This window comes from Erwinia oleae (assembly GCF_000770305.1).
GTDB lineage: Bacteria > Pseudomonadota > Gammaproteobacteria > Enterobacterales > Enterobacteriaceae > Erwinia > Erwinia oleae.
Genome location: NZ_JNVB01000005.1, coordinates 1 through 17,907 on the forward strand (window position 1 = coordinate 1; position 17,907 = coordinate 17,907).

11 protein-coding genes are annotated in these 17,907 nt (G+C 54.1%); 6 read left to right on the plus strand and 5 right to left on the minus strand.

Features of this window, described 5'->3' with window-relative positions:
* The 4 genes from GS12_RS02660 to GS12_RS02675 form a co-directional block, all read left to right on the plus strand.
* The coding region (locus GS12_RS02660) for an Ig-like domain-containing protein (protein WP_034943648.1) at positions 1-1,064 on the plus strand (1,064 nt) is incomplete at its 5' end.
* Positions 1,065-1,178: 114 nt separating this feature from the next.
* Positions 1,179-2,642: a TolC family protein gene (locus tag GS12_RS02665; protein WP_084089552.1), complete on the plus strand. Its 1,464-nt coding sequence runs from the start codon at positions 1,179-1,181 to the stop codon at positions 2,640-2,642.
* Positions 2,643-2,664: 22 nt separating this feature from the next.
* Positions 2,665-4,878 (plus strand): type I secretion system permease/ATPase, encoded by a 2,214-nt coding sequence (locus GS12_RS02670; RefSeq protein ID WP_084089546.1) that lies wholly within the window; start codon positions 2,665-2,667, stop codon positions 4,876-4,878.
* The gene (locus GS12_RS02675) at positions 4,875-6,065 is read left to right on the plus strand and encodes an HlyD family efflux transporter periplasmic adaptor subunit (protein WP_034943651.1); all 1,191 of its coding nucleotides are present in this window, start codon (positions 4,875-4,877) and stop codon (positions 6,063-6,065) included. Before GS12_RS02670 ends, GS12_RS02675 begins: the two co-directional genes overlap by 4 nt.
* 59 nt (positions 6,066-6,124) lie before the next feature.
* Here the strand turns inward: GS12_RS02675 and tehB are convergent, their stop codons facing one another.
* Genes tehB through norV form a run of 3 tightly spaced genes read right to left on the minus strand, consistent with a single transcriptional unit; the run spans position 6,125 to position 9,613 of the window.
* Positions 6,125-7,012, minus strand: coding sequence for an SAM-dependent methyltransferase TehB (gene tehB, locus GS12_RS02680; RefSeq protein WP_034943653.1), 888 nt, complete (start codon positions 7,010-7,012; stop codon positions 6,125-6,127).
* Positions 7,009-8,163 (minus strand): NADH:flavorubredoxin reductase NorW, encoded by a 1,155-nt coding sequence (norW, locus tag GS12_RS02685; RefSeq protein WP_034943655.1) that lies wholly within the window; start codon positions 8,161-8,163, stop codon positions 7,009-7,011. The genes tehB and norW overlap by 4 nt, the downstream gene beginning before the upstream one ends.
* Before the next feature lie 4 nt (positions 8,164-8,167).
* A complete protein-coding gene (norV, locus tag GS12_RS02690; RefSeq protein ID WP_034943658.1) occupies positions 8,168-9,613 on the minus strand; it encodes an anaerobic nitric oxide reductase flavorubredoxin in 1,446 nt (481 codons plus the stop codon).
* Between the two features lie 158 nt (positions 9,614-9,771).
* On the opposite strand from norV, the gene norR reads away from it, so the two are divergent.
* Both norR and GS12_RS02700 read left to right on the plus strand, forming a co-directional pair.
* Positions 9,772-11,286 (plus strand): nitric oxide reductase transcriptional regulator NorR, encoded by a 1,515-nt coding sequence (gene norR / locus GS12_RS02695; protein ID WP_034943661.1) that lies wholly within the window; start codon positions 9,772-9,774, stop codon positions 11,284-11,286.
* A gap of 170 nt (positions 11,287-11,456) precedes the next feature.
* A complete protein-coding gene (locus GS12_RS02700) occupies positions 11,457-11,669 on the plus strand; it encodes a hypothetical protein (protein ID WP_034943664.1) in 213 nt (70 codons plus the stop codon).
* 109 nt (positions 11,670-11,778) lie between these two features.
* Here the strand turns inward: GS12_RS02700 and GS12_RS02705 are convergent, their stop codons facing one another.
* Positions 11,779-13,197 (minus strand): glutamate synthase small subunit, encoded by a 1,419-nt coding sequence (locus tag GS12_RS02705; protein WP_034917321.1) that lies wholly within the window; start codon positions 13,195-13,197, stop codon positions 11,779-11,781.
* Positions 13,198-13,206: 9 nt separating this feature from the next.
* Entirely contained in the window at positions 13,207-17,667 is a 4,461-nt protein-coding gene (gene gltB / locus GS12_RS02710; protein ID WP_034943668.1) for a glutamate synthase large subunit, read from the minus strand.
* Positions 17,668-17,907 lie beyond the last annotated feature (240 nt).

Here is a 17,907-nt window from a genome sequence, read left to right on the forward strand (position 1 = left end):
ATGATACCGACTTTACGTTGCTCGACGGCAAAGCAGGCCATGACACTCTTACCTGGCGTGGAGAGGCCGACCTGAATCTGAGCACGATTGCTGACAAGGTGAAAAATATTGAGGTCATCGATCTCAGGATTAACGGTACGGCGACGACGTTGACGCTGACCGAACGCGATATTGAAAAGATCACCGACGATAAAAACGCGCTTTATATCCGGGGGGGAAGTAACGACGCTTTATCGCTACAGGGGATGTGGAATGTTATCGGAACAGAGACATTAAACAATATTGTTTATACGCTCTATACCCACACGACGTCTGAAGGAAAAGTGATCAAGCTTTACGTTCAGGCGGGGCTGACCTTCAACGAGATGCCAGAGTTTATCTCAGGTGTTATCACGGCTGAAGAAGTGCAAACCGTCTCTGTCGAGTCGGTCAGTCAACATGGCGAAACTGTTCATCTTTCGGAAGGCGAGGTGAGTTTCAAAGGCGCCTGGGGCACGCTGTTTATTAATGAGACAGGAGAATATACCTACGTTGCCGACGAAGCCTTTGCACATAGCGGCAATCGTGACGTCTTTACCTATACGCTTTCTGACGGAAGCAAAGCGACGCTGAGCATCGAGCTGGGTATCGATATTGATGGCAGCAACGGAGGGGAACTCACCTTCACCGGCACCGGCGGCAACGATGTTTTCCAGGTCTACGACACCGATTTCATCTCTATAAACGGGGCTGAAGGAGGCGACACGCTTGCCTGGCATGGTAGCGAAACCCTGAATCTGAGTCTTATTTCGTCAAAAGTCTATAATATTGAGAGTATCGATCTTCTGGATAATGGAAATAATGACCATCTGCTTATCAGCGCCGAAAGCTTGCTGAAAGTGACTGATGACAATAATACGCTGTATGTCAGAGGTGCAGATGGAGATACGGTAATGCTGAATGGCAAATGGGAATCGTCGGGAGATTTGCTGGTTAACGGGGTTAATTATAAACATTACACCAGTTCCACAATGGACGGTTCCGTTGTTCAGCTTTATGTTGAGGACGATGTAGCGATCGGTTAATAACGCGTTATTGAAAAATAAAAAAGGGCTGTCCCGTTTGGGGCAGCTTTTTTTATCACGCGCAAAGAAAGTTAAATTTAACTTTACGGCGCAATAAGACGCTATTTATTGATTATGAAAAGACTATTTTTATTATCCTGTTGGTCTGTTTTACTGCCTTTCTCGGCGGTGGGAGCGCCTCTTGTTCCTGAGCCGGCATCAGCCATGACGGGCGCTGCCGCTGGTTTTTGGGGCGCGTTTTACCCCTCTCCCACGCCAGGTTTCGCTGGCGGAAAAACACCGGATGGGCTATCAAACACACCGTCCGAAGAAATTGAAATGCAGCCCGTTCCAAAAGACAATCATGATGAATTACCTGACGACTGGCAGTCGGCCATTCATCTTGCTGTCAATCAACATCCTTCTATCAGCAGCAGCATTGCCGTCCTGGAATCAACCACCTTTAATATTGAAGCCGCCAGTGCAGGCTACCTGCCTGCTTTAACCGCAGGCATTACCTCAGGTCGTCAGCAGCAGGAGAAGGACGGGCAGATTGCGACAGTCGGCCTTTCGCAGATGCTGTACGATTTCGGTAAGACCGGCAGCGCAGTCGATCAGGCCAGCGCGAAATATCTGCGACAGCAGGCGACCGTACTGGGGCAAATTGATACGATCATCCAGCAAACTGCGCTGACATTAAACGAAGTTTATCGTTACAGACAGCTAACGCTGAGCGCCAGAGATCAGGTGACATCGCTGCGTAATATCCTCAACCTGACACGGCTGCGCGCAGATGCCGGGGCAAGTACGCGCGTTGATCCCGTCCAGGCGCAGGCGCGCGTTGAGGCGGCCGAAGCGCAGCAGCAAGAACTGGAAATCAGACTGCAACAGGAGAATTACCGATTGCAGTCGCTGCTTGGACGTCCCATTGCACACGCCCGGATCTCTGCGCCGGGTGATCTGCTACCTGTGATTGAGGGGCTGGGCGGACGCGCCGATCTGAATAAAAATCCTGCCATTATGGTTGCACAGGCAGACGTTGCGCTTGCCGGGGCAGAATTGCGCCAGTTCAAAGCGCAACGTTACCCGACGCTCTCACTTGAAGCTAATACAAATAAATACATTGGCGGAATGGCTAACTCGCAAAGCCGTAATCATTATCAAAACATATTTTTGTCATTGAACAGTACCCTTTATCAGGGCGGTGCAATGGTGGCGCAGGAGAATGCCGCCATCCGTGCGCTCGACGCCGCGAAAACGGCTGTTAATACAAGGAAGATGGAGCTGACCGACCAGTTACGCAGTACTTTTCAAAGTATGAAAGGTCTGCAATACAATATAAAACTGCTGAAGAAAAGGATGAAAACGATTACTGAAACGCGCATGTTATATCGCGAACAATATTTATCATTGGGTAACAGGAATGCTTTGGATTTATTAAATGCCGAGCAGGAAATATATCGCGCCGAACAGGATCTGATCAATGCTGAACGTGATTTGTGGGCCTCAGCGGTGAACTATAGTTCTCTTTCCGGAATGGCGAGAAAAATATTCAACTTTAATGGGAGCATTATTCAAGGCTTGCAGCTCTCACAATAAGTAAAAGGATTTAACGGAACTTATGATGATGGACAATGATAATCACCCGCAAAATAATTCAGCATCATGTGAAAAGAAAAAAGATTACTCCGCCTGGCTGGAAGCATTACTGCTTGTCGCAAAACATTATCGTCTTAACAGTTCCCTGGAGCGGGTGAAAAGTGAGTCTGAATGGCGTGCGCAAACGCTTTCCCAGGATTTGCTGATCGAAAAAATGGCCCGTCAACTGGGTCTGGTCGCCGTTTTTGATGATTTTAACGTGGGAATGCTCGATCCGTGGCGTTTGCCGCTGGTTGTTGACTGCGGCGAACGCGGTATCGGCGTAATAACGACGATAGGGAATGAAAATAATGTCGGCGTCATTCTTGCCGGCGAAAAACAGTTGCAAACTGCTATCTGCATTGATGACCTGGTCAGCAGCGTGCGACGCGTGCTGCTGCTCAAACCTGAAACCTCTGTTCCCGATGCGCGGGTAGATAACTATATTGAGCCACATCGCCCAGACTGGCTCTGGCAAACGATTTTGAAGGAGTGGCCTGCCTATATCAATGTGATGTTCGCGTCGCTCATTTCGAACGTACTCGGATTGTCAGCCATGCTTTTCACCATGCAGGTTTATGACCGGGTCATTCCCTCTCAGTCAGTGCCATCGCTGTGGGTACTGTTTTTTGGTGTGATGATTGCGCTGACGTTTGTTTTTATCATGCGCGTGCTCAGAACGCATATTTCTGACTCCGCTGGTAAGAAGGCTGATTTGCGTATTTCCGACCGGGTATTTGGTCATGCGCTGCGCATTCGTAATGATGTCCGGCCTAAATCGACGGGATCATTTATTGCACAAATTCGCGAGCTCGAGCAGATCAGAGAATTGATTACCTCCACCACTATTTTAGCGATAGCCGATCTCCCCTTTGTCCTCATCTTTCTGTTTATTCTCTGGTTGCTGGGCGGATGGCTGGTACTGGTGCCGCTGGCGGCTATTCCGATGATCATCATCCCTGGCCTGCTGGTTCAACGTCCGCTGGCCGCGCTTTCTAAAGCCAACATGCGTGAATCGGCGATACGCAATGCCATGCTGGTGGAAACCGTACAGGGCATGGATGATATCAAACTGCTGCGCGCAGAACCGTTCTTTCAAAATCAATGGAACCACCTGAATGAAACGATCGGCAAAACCTCTAAAAAACAGCGTCTTATCAGCGGCTTGTTAACCAGCTGGACCAGTGAAGTGCAAACCATCGCCTATGTGAGCGTGGTACTGGTTGGCGCCTTTTTTGCCATGAATGGCGATTTGTCCACGGGCGTGCTGATTGGGTGTTCAATGCTCGCTTCACGCATGATGGCGCCGCTGGGGCAGATGGCCATGATCCTGGGAAAATGGCAGCAGGCGAAGGTCGCGCGTGCGGGACTGGAAAACCTGCTGAGTAGCGCAGTCGATCAGCCTGAACGGAGTGTACAAATCCATCGTCCGAGAATCGACGGGAAGTATGAGATGTCCGATGTCAGCTTTCGTTACCAGCCGGATGCGACACAACCTGTCTTCGCTGTTAAAAAACTGGTGATCAATGCCGGCGAGAAAGTTGCGCTACTGGGTCGCAACGGTTCAGGAAAATCAACGCTTTTGCAAATGATGGCGGGTCTGCTTCAGCCACAGGAAGGCGCGCTGATGCTCGATGGCGTCCGTCTTTCCTCTCTTGATCCTCTGGATGTACGCCGCGATGTCAGCTTCGTGGGGCAAACATCGTCACTGTTTTTCGGTACCATCCGCGAGAATTTGCGGCTGGGCATGCCGTTAGCAACGGACGAGGAGATGCAGGAAGCGCTGACGCTCAGTGGAGCGCTATCGTTTGTCCGTCAGCTTCCGGATGGCATGGATTATCAGTTACAGGAGGGCGGCCAGGGGTTATCTGGCGGGCAACGGCAGCTATTGTTGCTTGCCCGCGCGCTCTTGCGGCGTCCCAGCGTGCTTTTGCTGGATGAGCCAACGGCCTGGCTTGACGACGGGGCAGAAAAATACCTGATTGAAAGACTGCAAAACTGGATGAAAGACAAAACGTTAATTATAGCAACGCACCGGCCCGCCGTGGTTCAGCTCGTTGATCGTATTCTCCTGATCGATAACGGGCAGATTGTCCGCGATGGCAATAAAGCCGACATGCTGGTTTCTCCGGCACAAGCAAAGGCCGCGCCGCATCAGGGAAAAGTTAATCTGTCATCGCAGGGAGCGGCATCATGAAAACCCCTTTTTTGTCCCTGATGAAAAAAATGAAGCAGCGGCGACCGGGCGCGCTCTTTTCCTGCAATGGTCTGATTCTCTGGTCGGTGATGGCGATGATGGCGGCCTTCTTTCTGTGGGCCAGTCATTTTGAACTGGATGAGGTGACCGTCGGCATCGGAAAGGTGGTGCCCAGCTCTCATGCGCAAATTGTCCAGTCCCTTGAAGGCGGCATCCTCAAAGAGCTTAAAGTGCATGAAGGCGATGTCGTTGAGGCAGGGCAGGTGCTGGCATTGCTGGACCCGACGCAGTTCAATTCAGGCTTACAGGATAGTATCGTTCACCTGCGTGCGGCCATGGCAACATCTGCGCGTTTACAGGCCGAGACGGAAGGTAATGAGCTTGTTTTCCCGCCTGAAGTGCTGGAGGACCAGAACCTGGTCGACGCAGAAATGGCGCTTTATCACTCACGTAGAGAAAATCTTAACAGAAGCGTTGCCGGGCTGGAGGAAGCGCTTCGGTTAATCAGACGAGAGCTGAGCCTGACGACTTCTTTAGTGGCAAAGGGCGCGGCCAGTGATGTTGAAGTATTGCGCCTCAAGCGCCAGGCGAACGATCTGCAAAGCAAACTTCATGAGGTGACCAATCAATATATTGTGCGCGCTCGCGAAGAGCTGGCAAAAGCTAACGCTGAAATTGCCTCGCAACGTTCAATTATTATTGGTCGTGCTGACTCGCTGAAAAGAACGGTCATCGTTGCGCCGGTCAGAGGTATTGTAAAAGACGTCGAGGTCAATACGGTTGGCGGTGTGATCCCTCAGCGCGGTAATCTTTTGGAAATTGTGCCGCTGGATGAACAGTTGATGATTGAAGCACATATTGCTCCGGCGGATGTGGCATTCATTACTCCCGGACAGCGCGCCGTCGTGAAGCTCACCGCGTACGACTTCAATATTTATGGGGGACTTGAAGGCAAAGTTGCGTTTATTTCACCGGATACCATTCAGGATGATGTCCAACGGGATAAATACTTTTATCGCGTCTCAATCCGCACTGAAAATGACTATCTGACGAACAAAAAAGGAAAACGCTTCCCAGCCTATCCCGGCATGATAGCGATCGCTGAAATTCACACCGGCAGTAAAACCATCATGGAATACCTGTTGAAGCCCCTGAACAGGGCGAAAGAGGCTCTGCGGGAGAGATAGAAAAAGGGGGAAGCAATCAGGCTTCCCCCTTTTCTTTGATGGCTGGCGAAACTCAGGCCTCAGCCGACTGACTGTATTGCCTGCATCTGTACTTTTTGCGCCAGCAATGTGGCAAACCGCATTTTAATGCGATTTCCCTGCGCATCCACCTTATGCAGCGCGCCGGGGTTTTCATTGTATTTGATGATCTTCCAGCCGTTGTATTTTGCCCGCAGTTCGCCAGGTTTGAAGGTAAACGGAAACGGCATCACACAGGGATAATCAGGGGTATCCATGGCGGCAACAATAAGGTTATAGCCACCATCAGCGGTGGCGCGCTGCATCTGCTCAATCAGTGGCGTGGGCGTTTCCGGTTGCAGGAACATCATCACCACCGTGGAGAGAATAAAATCATAGCGTCCCTCAAGCGTAACCTGATTAAGATCGCGCTGCGCCAGCGTAACGTTGGTGAGTTTCTCTGCCGCCATAATCGACTGAAGATGGCGCAGACTGTCGGCGCTTTTATCCCAGCCTTCAACCCGGAAGCCACGCTGATTGAGATAGAGTACGTTACGGCCGTTACCGCATCCAAGATCAAGCACGCGGCCTGGCGGGATCAGACGCGCTGCTTCAATCACTTCTGAGTGGGGCGCGGTGAGCGAGTACTTGTGATGATAATACTCCTCCGGGCGGCAGTAAAAAGCCAGTTGACACGCCACATCACTGCTGACGCTGTCGATGCGATGCCACTGCTGCGGCAGGATACGCGGCGGCTGATTTTCTGGCGTAAATATAAATGAATCAGTAACCTGGCCATTCGCGGTTAATAAAGAAAAATTTACCGTGCCTTTCAATACCGTAAGCTGCGCCCGGACGCCTTCACGGGTGTTGTGTTGCTGTTTAAACGCGTCAGGAAGGGTATCAGCATGCCAGATCGGCAGTGTTTTATAGCAAATCAGTTCTGTCATGATTGTGTATCCGGGGCGGGCGTGCCCAGCTGTTTGACAAGTGGAAAAGCCTGTTTCGTTTCCTCTTCAGTGACTACAAAACCCGTCAAGTCGCCGGCAGCGCTGTATCCTTTCGCCACAAGTCCCCGGGGGCTTAGCTGCATCTGCCATAGCAGATCCTTCGAGCCGGTATTGCCGGCAAGCTGGAATGGACAATCAGGCGTTTTAACCTTGATAAGTGCCGCAGGCAGCACCAGCGCGGCACGTTCGCCGGTAAGATTTCTTGCCAGTGTCATTGCTGCTAATTGGGCAGGCTGGAGATACGGCAGACATTTGCCTTCCACTTCGGCGCAGTCGCCAAGAGCAAAAATATCAGGATTCGACGTGGCCAGACCTGAGTCGACTACGATACCCCGCCGCGTTTCTAACCCGGCGGCGGCGGCCAGCGCCGTATTAGGTTTCAGGCCAATAGCGCATATTGCGGCATCGCAAGAGACCGTGCGGCCGTCGCGCAGAAGCACATTAAGTCCGCCTTCCTGCTTTCCGACCGCTGATATCTGGCTGTTCAGATACATATCCACGCCCGATTGGCAGAGATGTTGCTGAAGACGCGCGCTGACTTCGGCTGGCATCAGCGAAGAGAGCAGGTGACTGGCTCGGTCGATTACGGTCACCTTTTTACCGGCGCGGTTGAGATCCATCGCCAGCTCGGTGCCGATCAGCCCGCCGCCTGTCAGCACGACGTGGGACGCTTTTTGCAACACCTCCTGAGACTGACGATATGCCTGCTGGCTATTGAGCGTAATCATCAGTTCCGCACCTTCAAAGTCAGGTACGATGGCTTCAGCGCCCAGGGCAAGCACCAATTTGCCATAGGAAAACACACCGTTTGATGTGGTTATGGTACGCCTGACTGCGTCGATATGGGTGACCTGCGTATTTGCGTGCAGAAGCACGCCATTTTGTGCTGCGAACTCATCAGCGACGACGCGGGTAAGATCGTCTGCCGAGAGCCGCTGACTGGCAATGTGGCTCAGGTCAGGTTTGTTATATTCATCACAGCTGTCGGCGGCAATCAGCCTGATGGTGATGTCTTTGTTGCGCTGGCGCAGGTTTTTCACCAGTTGGCGCGCCGCAAAGCCGCTGCCGATGATAATGATATCGTCAGACATGCCGTTAGCCCTCGCACGCATCGAATACGGATTTTCCTAAGCCACATTCAGGACAGAGGAAATCATCCGGCACGTCAGCCCATGTGGTGCCGGGCAGGACATCCTGCATCGGTTCGCCGAGCGCAGGATCGTAGATCCACTGGCAGACAGAGCACTGCATACGGCCTGCCACGCCTGGCTCGCTCTCCGGCGCGGCATTGACGGCCAGCTCGCTGGCGGGCTGAACAACCGGCGCCGCAACTGCCTCGACAGGCGAAAGTGCCCACTGACGGGCGATATAGCGACCGTGTTCACGGCAAATTTCCAGCGCATCACTGTCCGGACGCCATTTCGTTTTCAATGCAATAGCCGTTTCAAAACCGGCATCCATCAGGCGGGTTTGAATGCGGTCTACCGCGCCGCCGGTCCAGCCATAGCTACCGAAAGCAGACGCTTTTTTGTTGCGAAAACGCAGGCCCGCCATCTCTTCCAGCATGCCGGCAATTTTCGGCATCATAACGTTATTCATCGTGGACGAACCTACCAGGATGCCTTTAGAGCGGAATACCTGCGTCAGGATCTCATTCTTGTCGTGGCGGGAAACGTTGAAGATTTTTACCGCTACGCGTGGATCGATTTCATGAATGCCCTGGGCGATGGCATCGGCCATCATGCGGGTATTGTTGGACATGGTATCGTAGAGCAGGGTGATGCGGTCTTCCTGGTAATCAGCGGCCCAGTCGAGATAGTGCTGGACGATCTGGGTCGGATTATCGCGCCAGACCACACCGTGCGAGGTAGCAATCATATCGACCGGTAGATTAAAGCCGAGGATCTCAGTGATCTTCGGCGTCACCAGGCGGCTGAAAGGCGTGAGAATGTTTGCGTAATAGCGTTGGCACTGCTCAAACAGCTCGCTTTGATCCACTTCATCGTTGAACAGGTGTTCATCACAATAATGCTGGCCGAAGGCGTCGTTGCTGAACAGTACGGCATCGCCAGTCAGGTAGGTCATCATGCTGTCCGGCCAGTGTAGCATCGGTGTTTCAACGAAAATCAGCTGCTTGCCATTGCCAATATCCAGCGTGTCGCCGGTTTTCACCACGTTGAAGTTCCACTCCGGATGGTGGTGATGACCATTAATAGAGTCAATCGCGTTTTCGGTACAGTAGATGGGCGTATTTGGTATACGCGACATCAGTTCAGTCAGTGCGCCCGCATGATCTTCTTCCGCATGGTTGATAATGATGTAATCAATGCGCTTGAGATCGATCTCCATTGCCAGGTTGGTGACGAAATCGCGACTGAATTTATGATCAACCGTGTCGATCAGTACGTTTTTCTCTTCCTGAATCAGATAACTGTTATAGCTGGTGCCTTTAAACGTTTTATATTCCGTGCCGTGAAAATCGCGTACTTCCCAGTCGCGCTGTCCTGTCCAGGTGATGTTGTTTTTAACATGAATGCTCATGGAGACGTCCTCAATAAAATAACCGATGTCAGCGTTTCATTGCACGCCGCATGCCACTTTTTATTTCATTGATTTTTAATGTTTTATTATTGAGGTGTTGTCATCATGACAATTATAAATTATTGTCTTTTTAACAATACCGTTGTGGAAAAGACATCATGAGCCTTGCCGTTAACACGCTCGCTGAAATCGCCGTGGAAATTCAGCTCTGTCTTTCAAAGCCCGATCGCTTCCATCGCATCATCAGCATTATCCACCGCCTGCTGGAGTGCGACGCCACGGCGCTTTTAGGCTACGAGGCGCATCTCTTTCGTCCACTGGCAACGGCTGGCCTCGCCGCCGACGTGATGGGGCGGCGTTTTCAGCTCGAAACACATCCACGACTGGAAGCGATCGCGCGTGCAGGAGACGTGGTGCGCTTTCCGGCTGACAGCGAGCTGCCCGATCCTTACGACGGCTTAATCTCTGAGCATCAGGAACTGCATGTTCACGCCTGCGTCGGGTTGCCGCTCTTTTCCGGTCAGACGCTGATTGGCGCGGTGACGCTGGACGGCATGAACGCCACACAGTTTGATGCCTGGGGTGACGAAGAGCTGCGCGTTATCGCCACGCTGGTTGCCAGCGCGCTGAACAATGCGCTGTTGATGGAAAAGCTAGAAAAGCCGGGAGCCGCGACCTTCCTTCTCCCGGTTGAAGAGGTGAACGAAGCGCAGGGCGAAGAGATGATTGGCGACTCGGTAGCAATGGCGCAGTTAAAAAAAGAGATTGGCATTGTGGCCGCCACCGATCTGAACGTGTTGATCACCGGCGAAACCGGGGTCGGAAAAGAGCTGGTGGCGCGCGCGCTTCATCGCCAGTCGGCACGGAGCAACCACCCGCTTATTTATCTGAACTGCGCGGCGTTGCCGGAAACCGTGGCGGAGAGCGAACTGTTTGGCCACGTCAAAGGTGCCTTCACCGGCGCGATCCACACCCGAACCGGTAAGTTTGAGATGGCTGATGGCGGCACGCTTTTTCTTGATGAGATCGGTGAGCTGCCACTGACGCTACAGGCGAAGCTGCTGCGCGTGCTGCAATATGGCGACCTCCAGCGCGTGGGCGAGGATCGACCGCTGAAGGTAGACGTCAGGATCCTTGCCGCCACTAACCGGGATCTGCGCCAGGCGGTGGAAACGGGGGCTTTTCGTGCAGATCTCTTTCACCGACTGAGCGTCTTCCCGCTACATATTCCGTCACTGCGGGAGCGGGGGGCGGATATTGTGCTGCTGGCAGGCTATTTCTGTGAGAAGTGTCGGGTGAAATTTGGGCTTCAGCATCTGGCGCTGGGCACAGGCGTGCGCCAGATGTTGGAGAGTAAGCCGTGGCCCGGCAATATTCGCGAGCTGGAGCATGCTATTTACCGCGCCACGATTATTGCTCAGGCCGAAGCGGCTGGCGATCGGGTTACGCTGCTGCCCTCGCATTTTCACAGCGGCGGCGCGAGGGAAGCGCTTCCCGCCGAAGCGGATGACAATGAACACACGACGTTGCGTGATGCAACGGATACCTTCCAGCGTCGTTATATTCTTCAGATGCTTCGCGCCAGTGACAATAACTGGGCGGCCTGTGCGCGGCGACTGGCGATGGACCCCGGCAATCTGCATCGGCTGGCCAGGCGTTTAAATATTAAATAGAAATTTGTACAGCTTATTTCAGTCATTTTAATTTATGGTGTAAGTAATCCGATCGGCAAATGCCAGGATTTTTAATCTACCGGGTATAAAGAATAAAATTCTTTCGATATGCTCCTTGAAAATATTTCCTTATAATTATGTTGACAATCAATATGGAGGAGTATAATTAAATGAAACTGTTAACTATTAAAGAAACGTATAATGTTGCGGGTGGCAGAAATATCGCTGAGGGTTTTTCACAAGGAACTGAATCTGTTTCAGATTATATATACAAAATTCCTCATCAAAATCCAATTATTGCGGCTATTTCAAATGTTATTGATTGGGTCAAGAGCTGGTTTAACCCACAAGGCATCGTTTTTTTAACGGCAAAATCTAAATAGTTAAAAAGTATTAGTGCTCAATACAAACCACCAGTTTATATAAAAACCTCGCAGTTTTTCTCTGCGAGGTTTTTTTACCATCCGTTATTTCATACGCTCTGACGTTATTTTACACTTCAAGATAATCCATGATGCCTTCCGCCGCCTTACGTCCCTCGGCGATGGCCGTCACCACTAAATCAGAACCGCGTACGGCATCGCCGCCCGCAAAGATTTTTGGGTTGCTGGTCTGGAAAGCGTTATCGCTGCCTTCCGGCGCGATAATGCGGCCCTGTGAATCCAGTTCAACGCTGTGCTGCTCCAGCCAGCTCATCGCGTGTGGGCGAAAACCAAACGCCAGGATCACCGCGTCAGCAGGCACAACATGTTCAGAACCCGGCACGATCTCCGCGCGGCGGCGGCCGTTCGCGTCCGGCTGGCCCATTTCGGTACGCGCCATTTTTACGCCGCATACGCGGCCGTTGCCGTTGATCTCAACGCCAAGCGGCTGCACGTTAAACTGAAATTCCACGCCCTCTTCGCGCGCGTTTTTCACTTCACGTTTAGAGCCGGGCATATTCTCTTCATCGCGACGATAGGCACAAATCACATGGGTTGCGCCCTGACGCACGGCGGTGCGCACGCAGTCCATCGCGGTATCACCGCCGCCCAACACCACCACGCGTTTTGCGCTCATGTTGATGTAAGGCTCTTCTTCGCTGTGCGCAAAGCCCATGGTGTTTTTGGTGTTGGCGATCAGGAACGGCAGGGCATCGTAAACACCCGGCGCCTCTTCGTTCTCCAGGCCACCTTTCATCGACTGATAGGTGCCGACGCCGAGGAACACCGCGTCATAATCCGTCAGCAGATCGTTTATCTGCACGTCGCGACCTACTTCGGTATTGAGGTGAAACTCAATGCCCATCTCGCTGAATATTTCGCGACGGCGGGTCATCACTGATTTTTCCAGCTTGAAAGCAGGAATGCCGAAGGTCAGCAGGCCGCCGATTTCAGGATGGCGATCGTATACCACCGCCTTCACGCCGTTGCGCGCCAGCACGTCGGCGCAGGCGAGACCGGCCGGGCCTGCGCCGATGATCGCAATACGCTTGCCGGTTGGCTTCACGCCGTCCAGGTTGGGTTTCCAGCCCATCTCCAGCGCCTTATCATTGATATAGCGCTCAATATTACCGATGGTGACCGCGCCGAATTCGTCGTTCAGGGTGCAGGAGCCTTCGCAGAGGCGATCCTGCGGACAAACGCGGCCGCACACTTCCGGCAGGCTGTTGGTCTGGTGAGAAAGCTCTGCGGCCTCAATAATGCGTCCTTCGTTGGCCAGCTTCAGCCAGTCGGGAATGTAGTTATGCACCGGGCATTTCCACTCGCAGTAGGGGTTGCCGCATGAAAGACAGCGGTCGGCCTGCGACTGCGCCTGCGTTTCCGAGAAGGGCTCGTAGATCTCCACAAATTCGATTTTGCGGACTTTAAGCGGCTTCTTGGGCGGATCAACGCGCTGCAAATCGATAAACTGATAAACGTTTTGACTCATCGTAACCTCTTACTGCGCCTGCACCCGCAGCTCCGCTGCGGAACGACTGCGGTGACCCAACAATGCTTTCACATCGCTTGATTTTGGTTTAACCAGCGAGAACTTTGACGACCACGCCGGCCAGTTAGCCAGCATCTCTTCGCCGCGTGATGAACCAGTATGGCTGACGTGTTCGGTGATCAGGCCGCGCAAATGCTCCTCATGGATGGCCAGATCGTCAACGTTCAGCACTTCCACCAGCTCCGGATTCACCCGCTTACGGAACTCACCGTCTTCATCGAGCACATAGGCGAAGCCGCCGGTCATGCCTGCGCCAAAGTTGACGCCGGTGCGTCCCAGCACGCAGACAATGCCGCCGGTCATGTATTCACAGCCGTTGTCGCCAATACCTTCAACCACGGTAATCGCCCCGGAGTTGCGCACGCCGAAGCGTTCACCCGCGCGGCCCGCAGCAAACAGTTTGCCGCCGGTGGCGCCATACAGACAGGTGTTGCCGATGATGGTCGCTTCATGACTGCGGAAAGCCGAACCTACCGGCGGACGCACCGCCAACATGCCGCCCGCCATACCTTTGCCGACGTAGTCGTTGGCATCGCCGGTCAGCGTCAGTTCAACGCCGCCTGCGTTCCAGACGCCGAAGCTCTGGCCCGCCGTGCCGCTGAAGTGCGCGCGGATCGGATCGGCAGCCAGCCCCTGATCGCCGTGGATCAGCGCAATGGCGCCGGACAGCGTAGCGCCCACTGAGCGATCGGTGTTGCGAATGTCGAAGTAAAACGTTTTGCTCTGCTTCGCTTCCACAAACGGCATCGCCTGATCGTGTAAGGCCTTGTTCAGTGCGCCGTTATCAAAGGGCGGATTGCTTTCGGTGCAGTACACGGCTTTTCCCGGCATCGGCTCTGCGGTTTTCAGCAGCGCAGAGAGATCGAGGTTTTGCTGTTTCGCGGTGAAGCCTTCCAGCTCGGTCAGCAGATCGGTGCGACCAATCAAATCGACCAGCCGCTTCACGCCCAGCTCCGCCATGATTTCACGGGTTTCCCGCGCGATAAATTCGAAGTAGTTCGTCACGCGGTACGGCAGACCGTGGTAATGGTTTTTACGCAGTTTCTCATCCTGCGTTGCCACGCCCGTTGCGCAGTTATTGAGGTGACAAATGCGCAGGTATTTACAGCCCAGCGCGACCATCGGCCCGGTGCCGAAGCCAAAGCTTTCCGCGCCGAGAATGGCCGCCTTAATGATGTCGCGACCGGTTTTCAGGCCGCCATCCACCTGGAGGCGGATTTTGTGGCGCAGGCCGTTAGCCACCAGCGCCTGCTGCGTCTCCACCAGACCCAGCTCCCACGGACAGCCGGCATATTTCACCGAACTCAGCGGGCTGGCGCCGGTGCCGCCGTCATAGCCGGCAATAGTAATCAAATCGGCATAGGCTTTCGCCACGCCGGTGGCGATGGTGCCCACGCCTGGTTCTGAAACCAGTTTCACGGAGATCATCGCTTTCGGATTGACCTGTTTCAGGTCGAAAATCAGCTGCGCCAGATCCTCAATCGAGTAGATATCATGATGCGGCGGCGGAGAAATCAGCGTCACGCCCGGCACGGAATAGCGCAGTTTAGCGATATAAGGCGTGACTTTATCGCCCGGAAGCTGTCCGCCTTCGCCTGGCTTGGCGCCCTGCGCGACTTTGATCTGGATAACGTCGGCGTTAACCAGATAAGCCGGCGTCACGCCAAAGCGGCCGGAAGCCACCTGCTTGATGCGCGACACTTTGTTGGTGCCGTAGCGGGCGGGATCTTCGCCGCCTTCGCCGGAGTTGGAATAGCCGCCCAGGCTGTTCATCGCCTCGGCCAGCGACTCGTGCGCTTCAGGGCTGAGCGCGCCGATAGACATTGCGGCGGTGTCGAAGCGTTTGAACATTTCGCTGGCGGGCTCCACGTCGTCAAGGCTGACGGCCGTGGCATCGCCAGGCGTTACCGCCAGCAGGTCGCGCAGCATGGCAACCGGGCGCTCGTTAACCAGCTTTGCATATTGCTGATAATCGTCGTACTCGCCGCTGCGCACCGCTTTTTGCAGCGTTGCCACCACGTCGGGGTTATAGGCGTGATACTCGCCGCCGTGGACGTATTTCAGCAGGCCGCCCTGGTCCAGCGGTTTACGCGCGAGCCAGGCACGACGCGAAAGATTCAGCAGATCCTGCTGGAAATCCGCGAAGTTGGCGCCGTTGATGCGACTGACCACCCCCTGGAAACAGAGCCCGGAGACATCGCGATGCAGGCCCACCGCTTCGAAAAGCTTTGAACAGCGGTAAGAGGCGATGGTTGAGATGCCCATTTTGGACATGATTTTGTACAGGCCTTTATTGATGCCGTTACGGTAGTTCAGCATCAGGCTGCGGTAATCCTTCACAATCACGCCGCTGTCCGCCATTTTCGCCAGCGATTCATAGGCGAGATAGGGATAGATAGCGGTCGCGCCGAAGCCCAGCAGCACGGCGAAATGGTGCGGATCGCGCGCGCTGGCGGTTTCAACAATGATGTTGGCGTCGCAGCGCAGGTTCTTCTCAACCAGGCGGCTTTGTACCGCACCCACGATCATCGGCGCAGGCACCGGCAGGCGCGTTTGGCTGATAGCGCGATCCGACAGCACCAGCAGCACGGTATCGGCTTTCACCAGCGCTTCTGCCCGGTCGCACAGCGTATGGATGGTTTCCTCCAGCGAGGCGTCGGCAGGATTGAAAGTACAATCCAGCGTGTCGGCACGGTAGTGCTCATCGCCCTGGCTGATTAACTGCTGAAAATCTGAATAGAGCAAAACCGGCGATTTAAAGCTCAGGCGATGCGCCTGACCTTCTGCTTCGCAGAACACGTTCATTTCGCGGCCGATGCTGGTCGCCAGCGACATCACATGCGCCTCGCGCAGCGGATCGATCGGCGGGTTGGTTACCTGCGCAAACTGCTGGCGGAAGTAGTCATAGATGATACGCGGACGGCTGGAGAGCACGGCAAACGGCGTATCGTCGCCCATTGAGCCCGTCGCTTCCTGGCCGTTTTCGCCGAGAACGCGAACGATCGCGTCCAGCTCTTCGCCGCTGTAGCCGAACTGCTTCTGGAAGGTGGCGAGCAGATCGTCGTCCAGCTGGCGGCTGCCCACCTGATCGTCAGACAGGCTTTCGAACGGCACCAGGCGGCGTACGTTTTTCTCCATCCACTCTTTATAAGGATGGCGGCTTTTCAGGTCGTTATCGGTTTCCGCCGAATGCAGAATGCGGCCTGCGCGCGTATCAATAACCATCAGTTCGCCAGGGCCGACGCGGCCTTTTTCAACCACTTCATCAGGCTGGTAGTCCCAGATGCCCACTTCGGAAGCACAGGTGATCAGCTTGTCTTTGGTTATCACGTAGCGCGCCGGGCGCAGGCCGTTACGATCCAGGTTACAGGCGGCGTAGCGTCCGTCGGACATCACGATGCCCGCCGGGCCATCCCACGGTTCCATATGCATGGAGTTGAAGTCGAAGAAGTCACGCAGCTCCGGGTCCATATTCGGGTTATTCTGCCAGGCCGGCGGCACCAGCAGGCGCATCGCACGCACCAGATCCATGCCGCCGCTGAGAAACAGCTCAAGCATGTTATCCATTGAACTGGAGTCAGAACCGGTTTCATTAACGAAAGGCGCAGCGTCCTGCAAATCGGGGATCAGCGGCGTTTTAAATTTGTAAGCGCGCGCGCGCGCCCATTGGCGGTTACCGGCGATGGTGTTGATTTCACCGTTGTGCGCCATATAACGGAACGGCTGCGCCAGCGGCCAGCGCGGCACGGTATTGGTGGAAAAACGCTGGTGGAACAGGCAGATGGCGGATTCAAGACGCAGATCCGCCAGATCCAGATAAAAGCGCGGCAGATCCGCAGGCATGCACAGGCCTTTATAAATATTGACCTGGTTTGAGAAGCTGCACACGTAGAACTCTTTATCGTCGACGCGTTTTTCAATGCGGCGGCGCGCCATGTAGAGGCGGCGCTCCATATCACGCGGACGCCAGCCCGCAGGCGCGTTAACAAAGAGCTGCTCAATACGCGGCATTGAGGAGAGGGCGATTTCGCCCAGCACGTCCTGGTTGACCGGGACTTCGCGCCAGCCGACCACGGACAGCGTTTCCCGCAGCACTTCCTCTTCCACGATGCGGCGGCTCTCCTGAGCCTGTTCATCATCCGGATTGAGGAACAGCATGCCGACCGCGTAGTTTTTGGCCAGCCGCCAGCCGCGCTCTTCCGCTACCACGCGAAAGAAACGATCGGGCTTCTGCAACAGCAGACCGCAGCCGTCGCCGGTTTTGCCATCGGCAAGGATTGCACCACGATGCTGCATTCGGGCCAGCGCGTGAATGGCGGTACGCACAACTTTATGGCTTGGTTCGCCTTCTATATGGGCGATCAGACCGAAACCACAGTTATCCTTTTCAAGGGATTTATCGTACAACATATCAGTGAACCTCCCCAGGCTCTGCGGACTCCCTGCGCCGACGACGGGCAGACGTAGAAAGGGCATGGCGACAGGTTTTACGAGCAGTGCTCACCTTTTAAGTCGCCCCTCACGTCTTTCCGTTAGCGTCGGTGTCACAAGCATTGAGGACTTGCTTCAGAGGGAAATCTCAATTACTGCATAAGTATGACGGGTTACTACCCATCCAGAAAGCTTCCAGCGGATTTCCAACTTATCGGG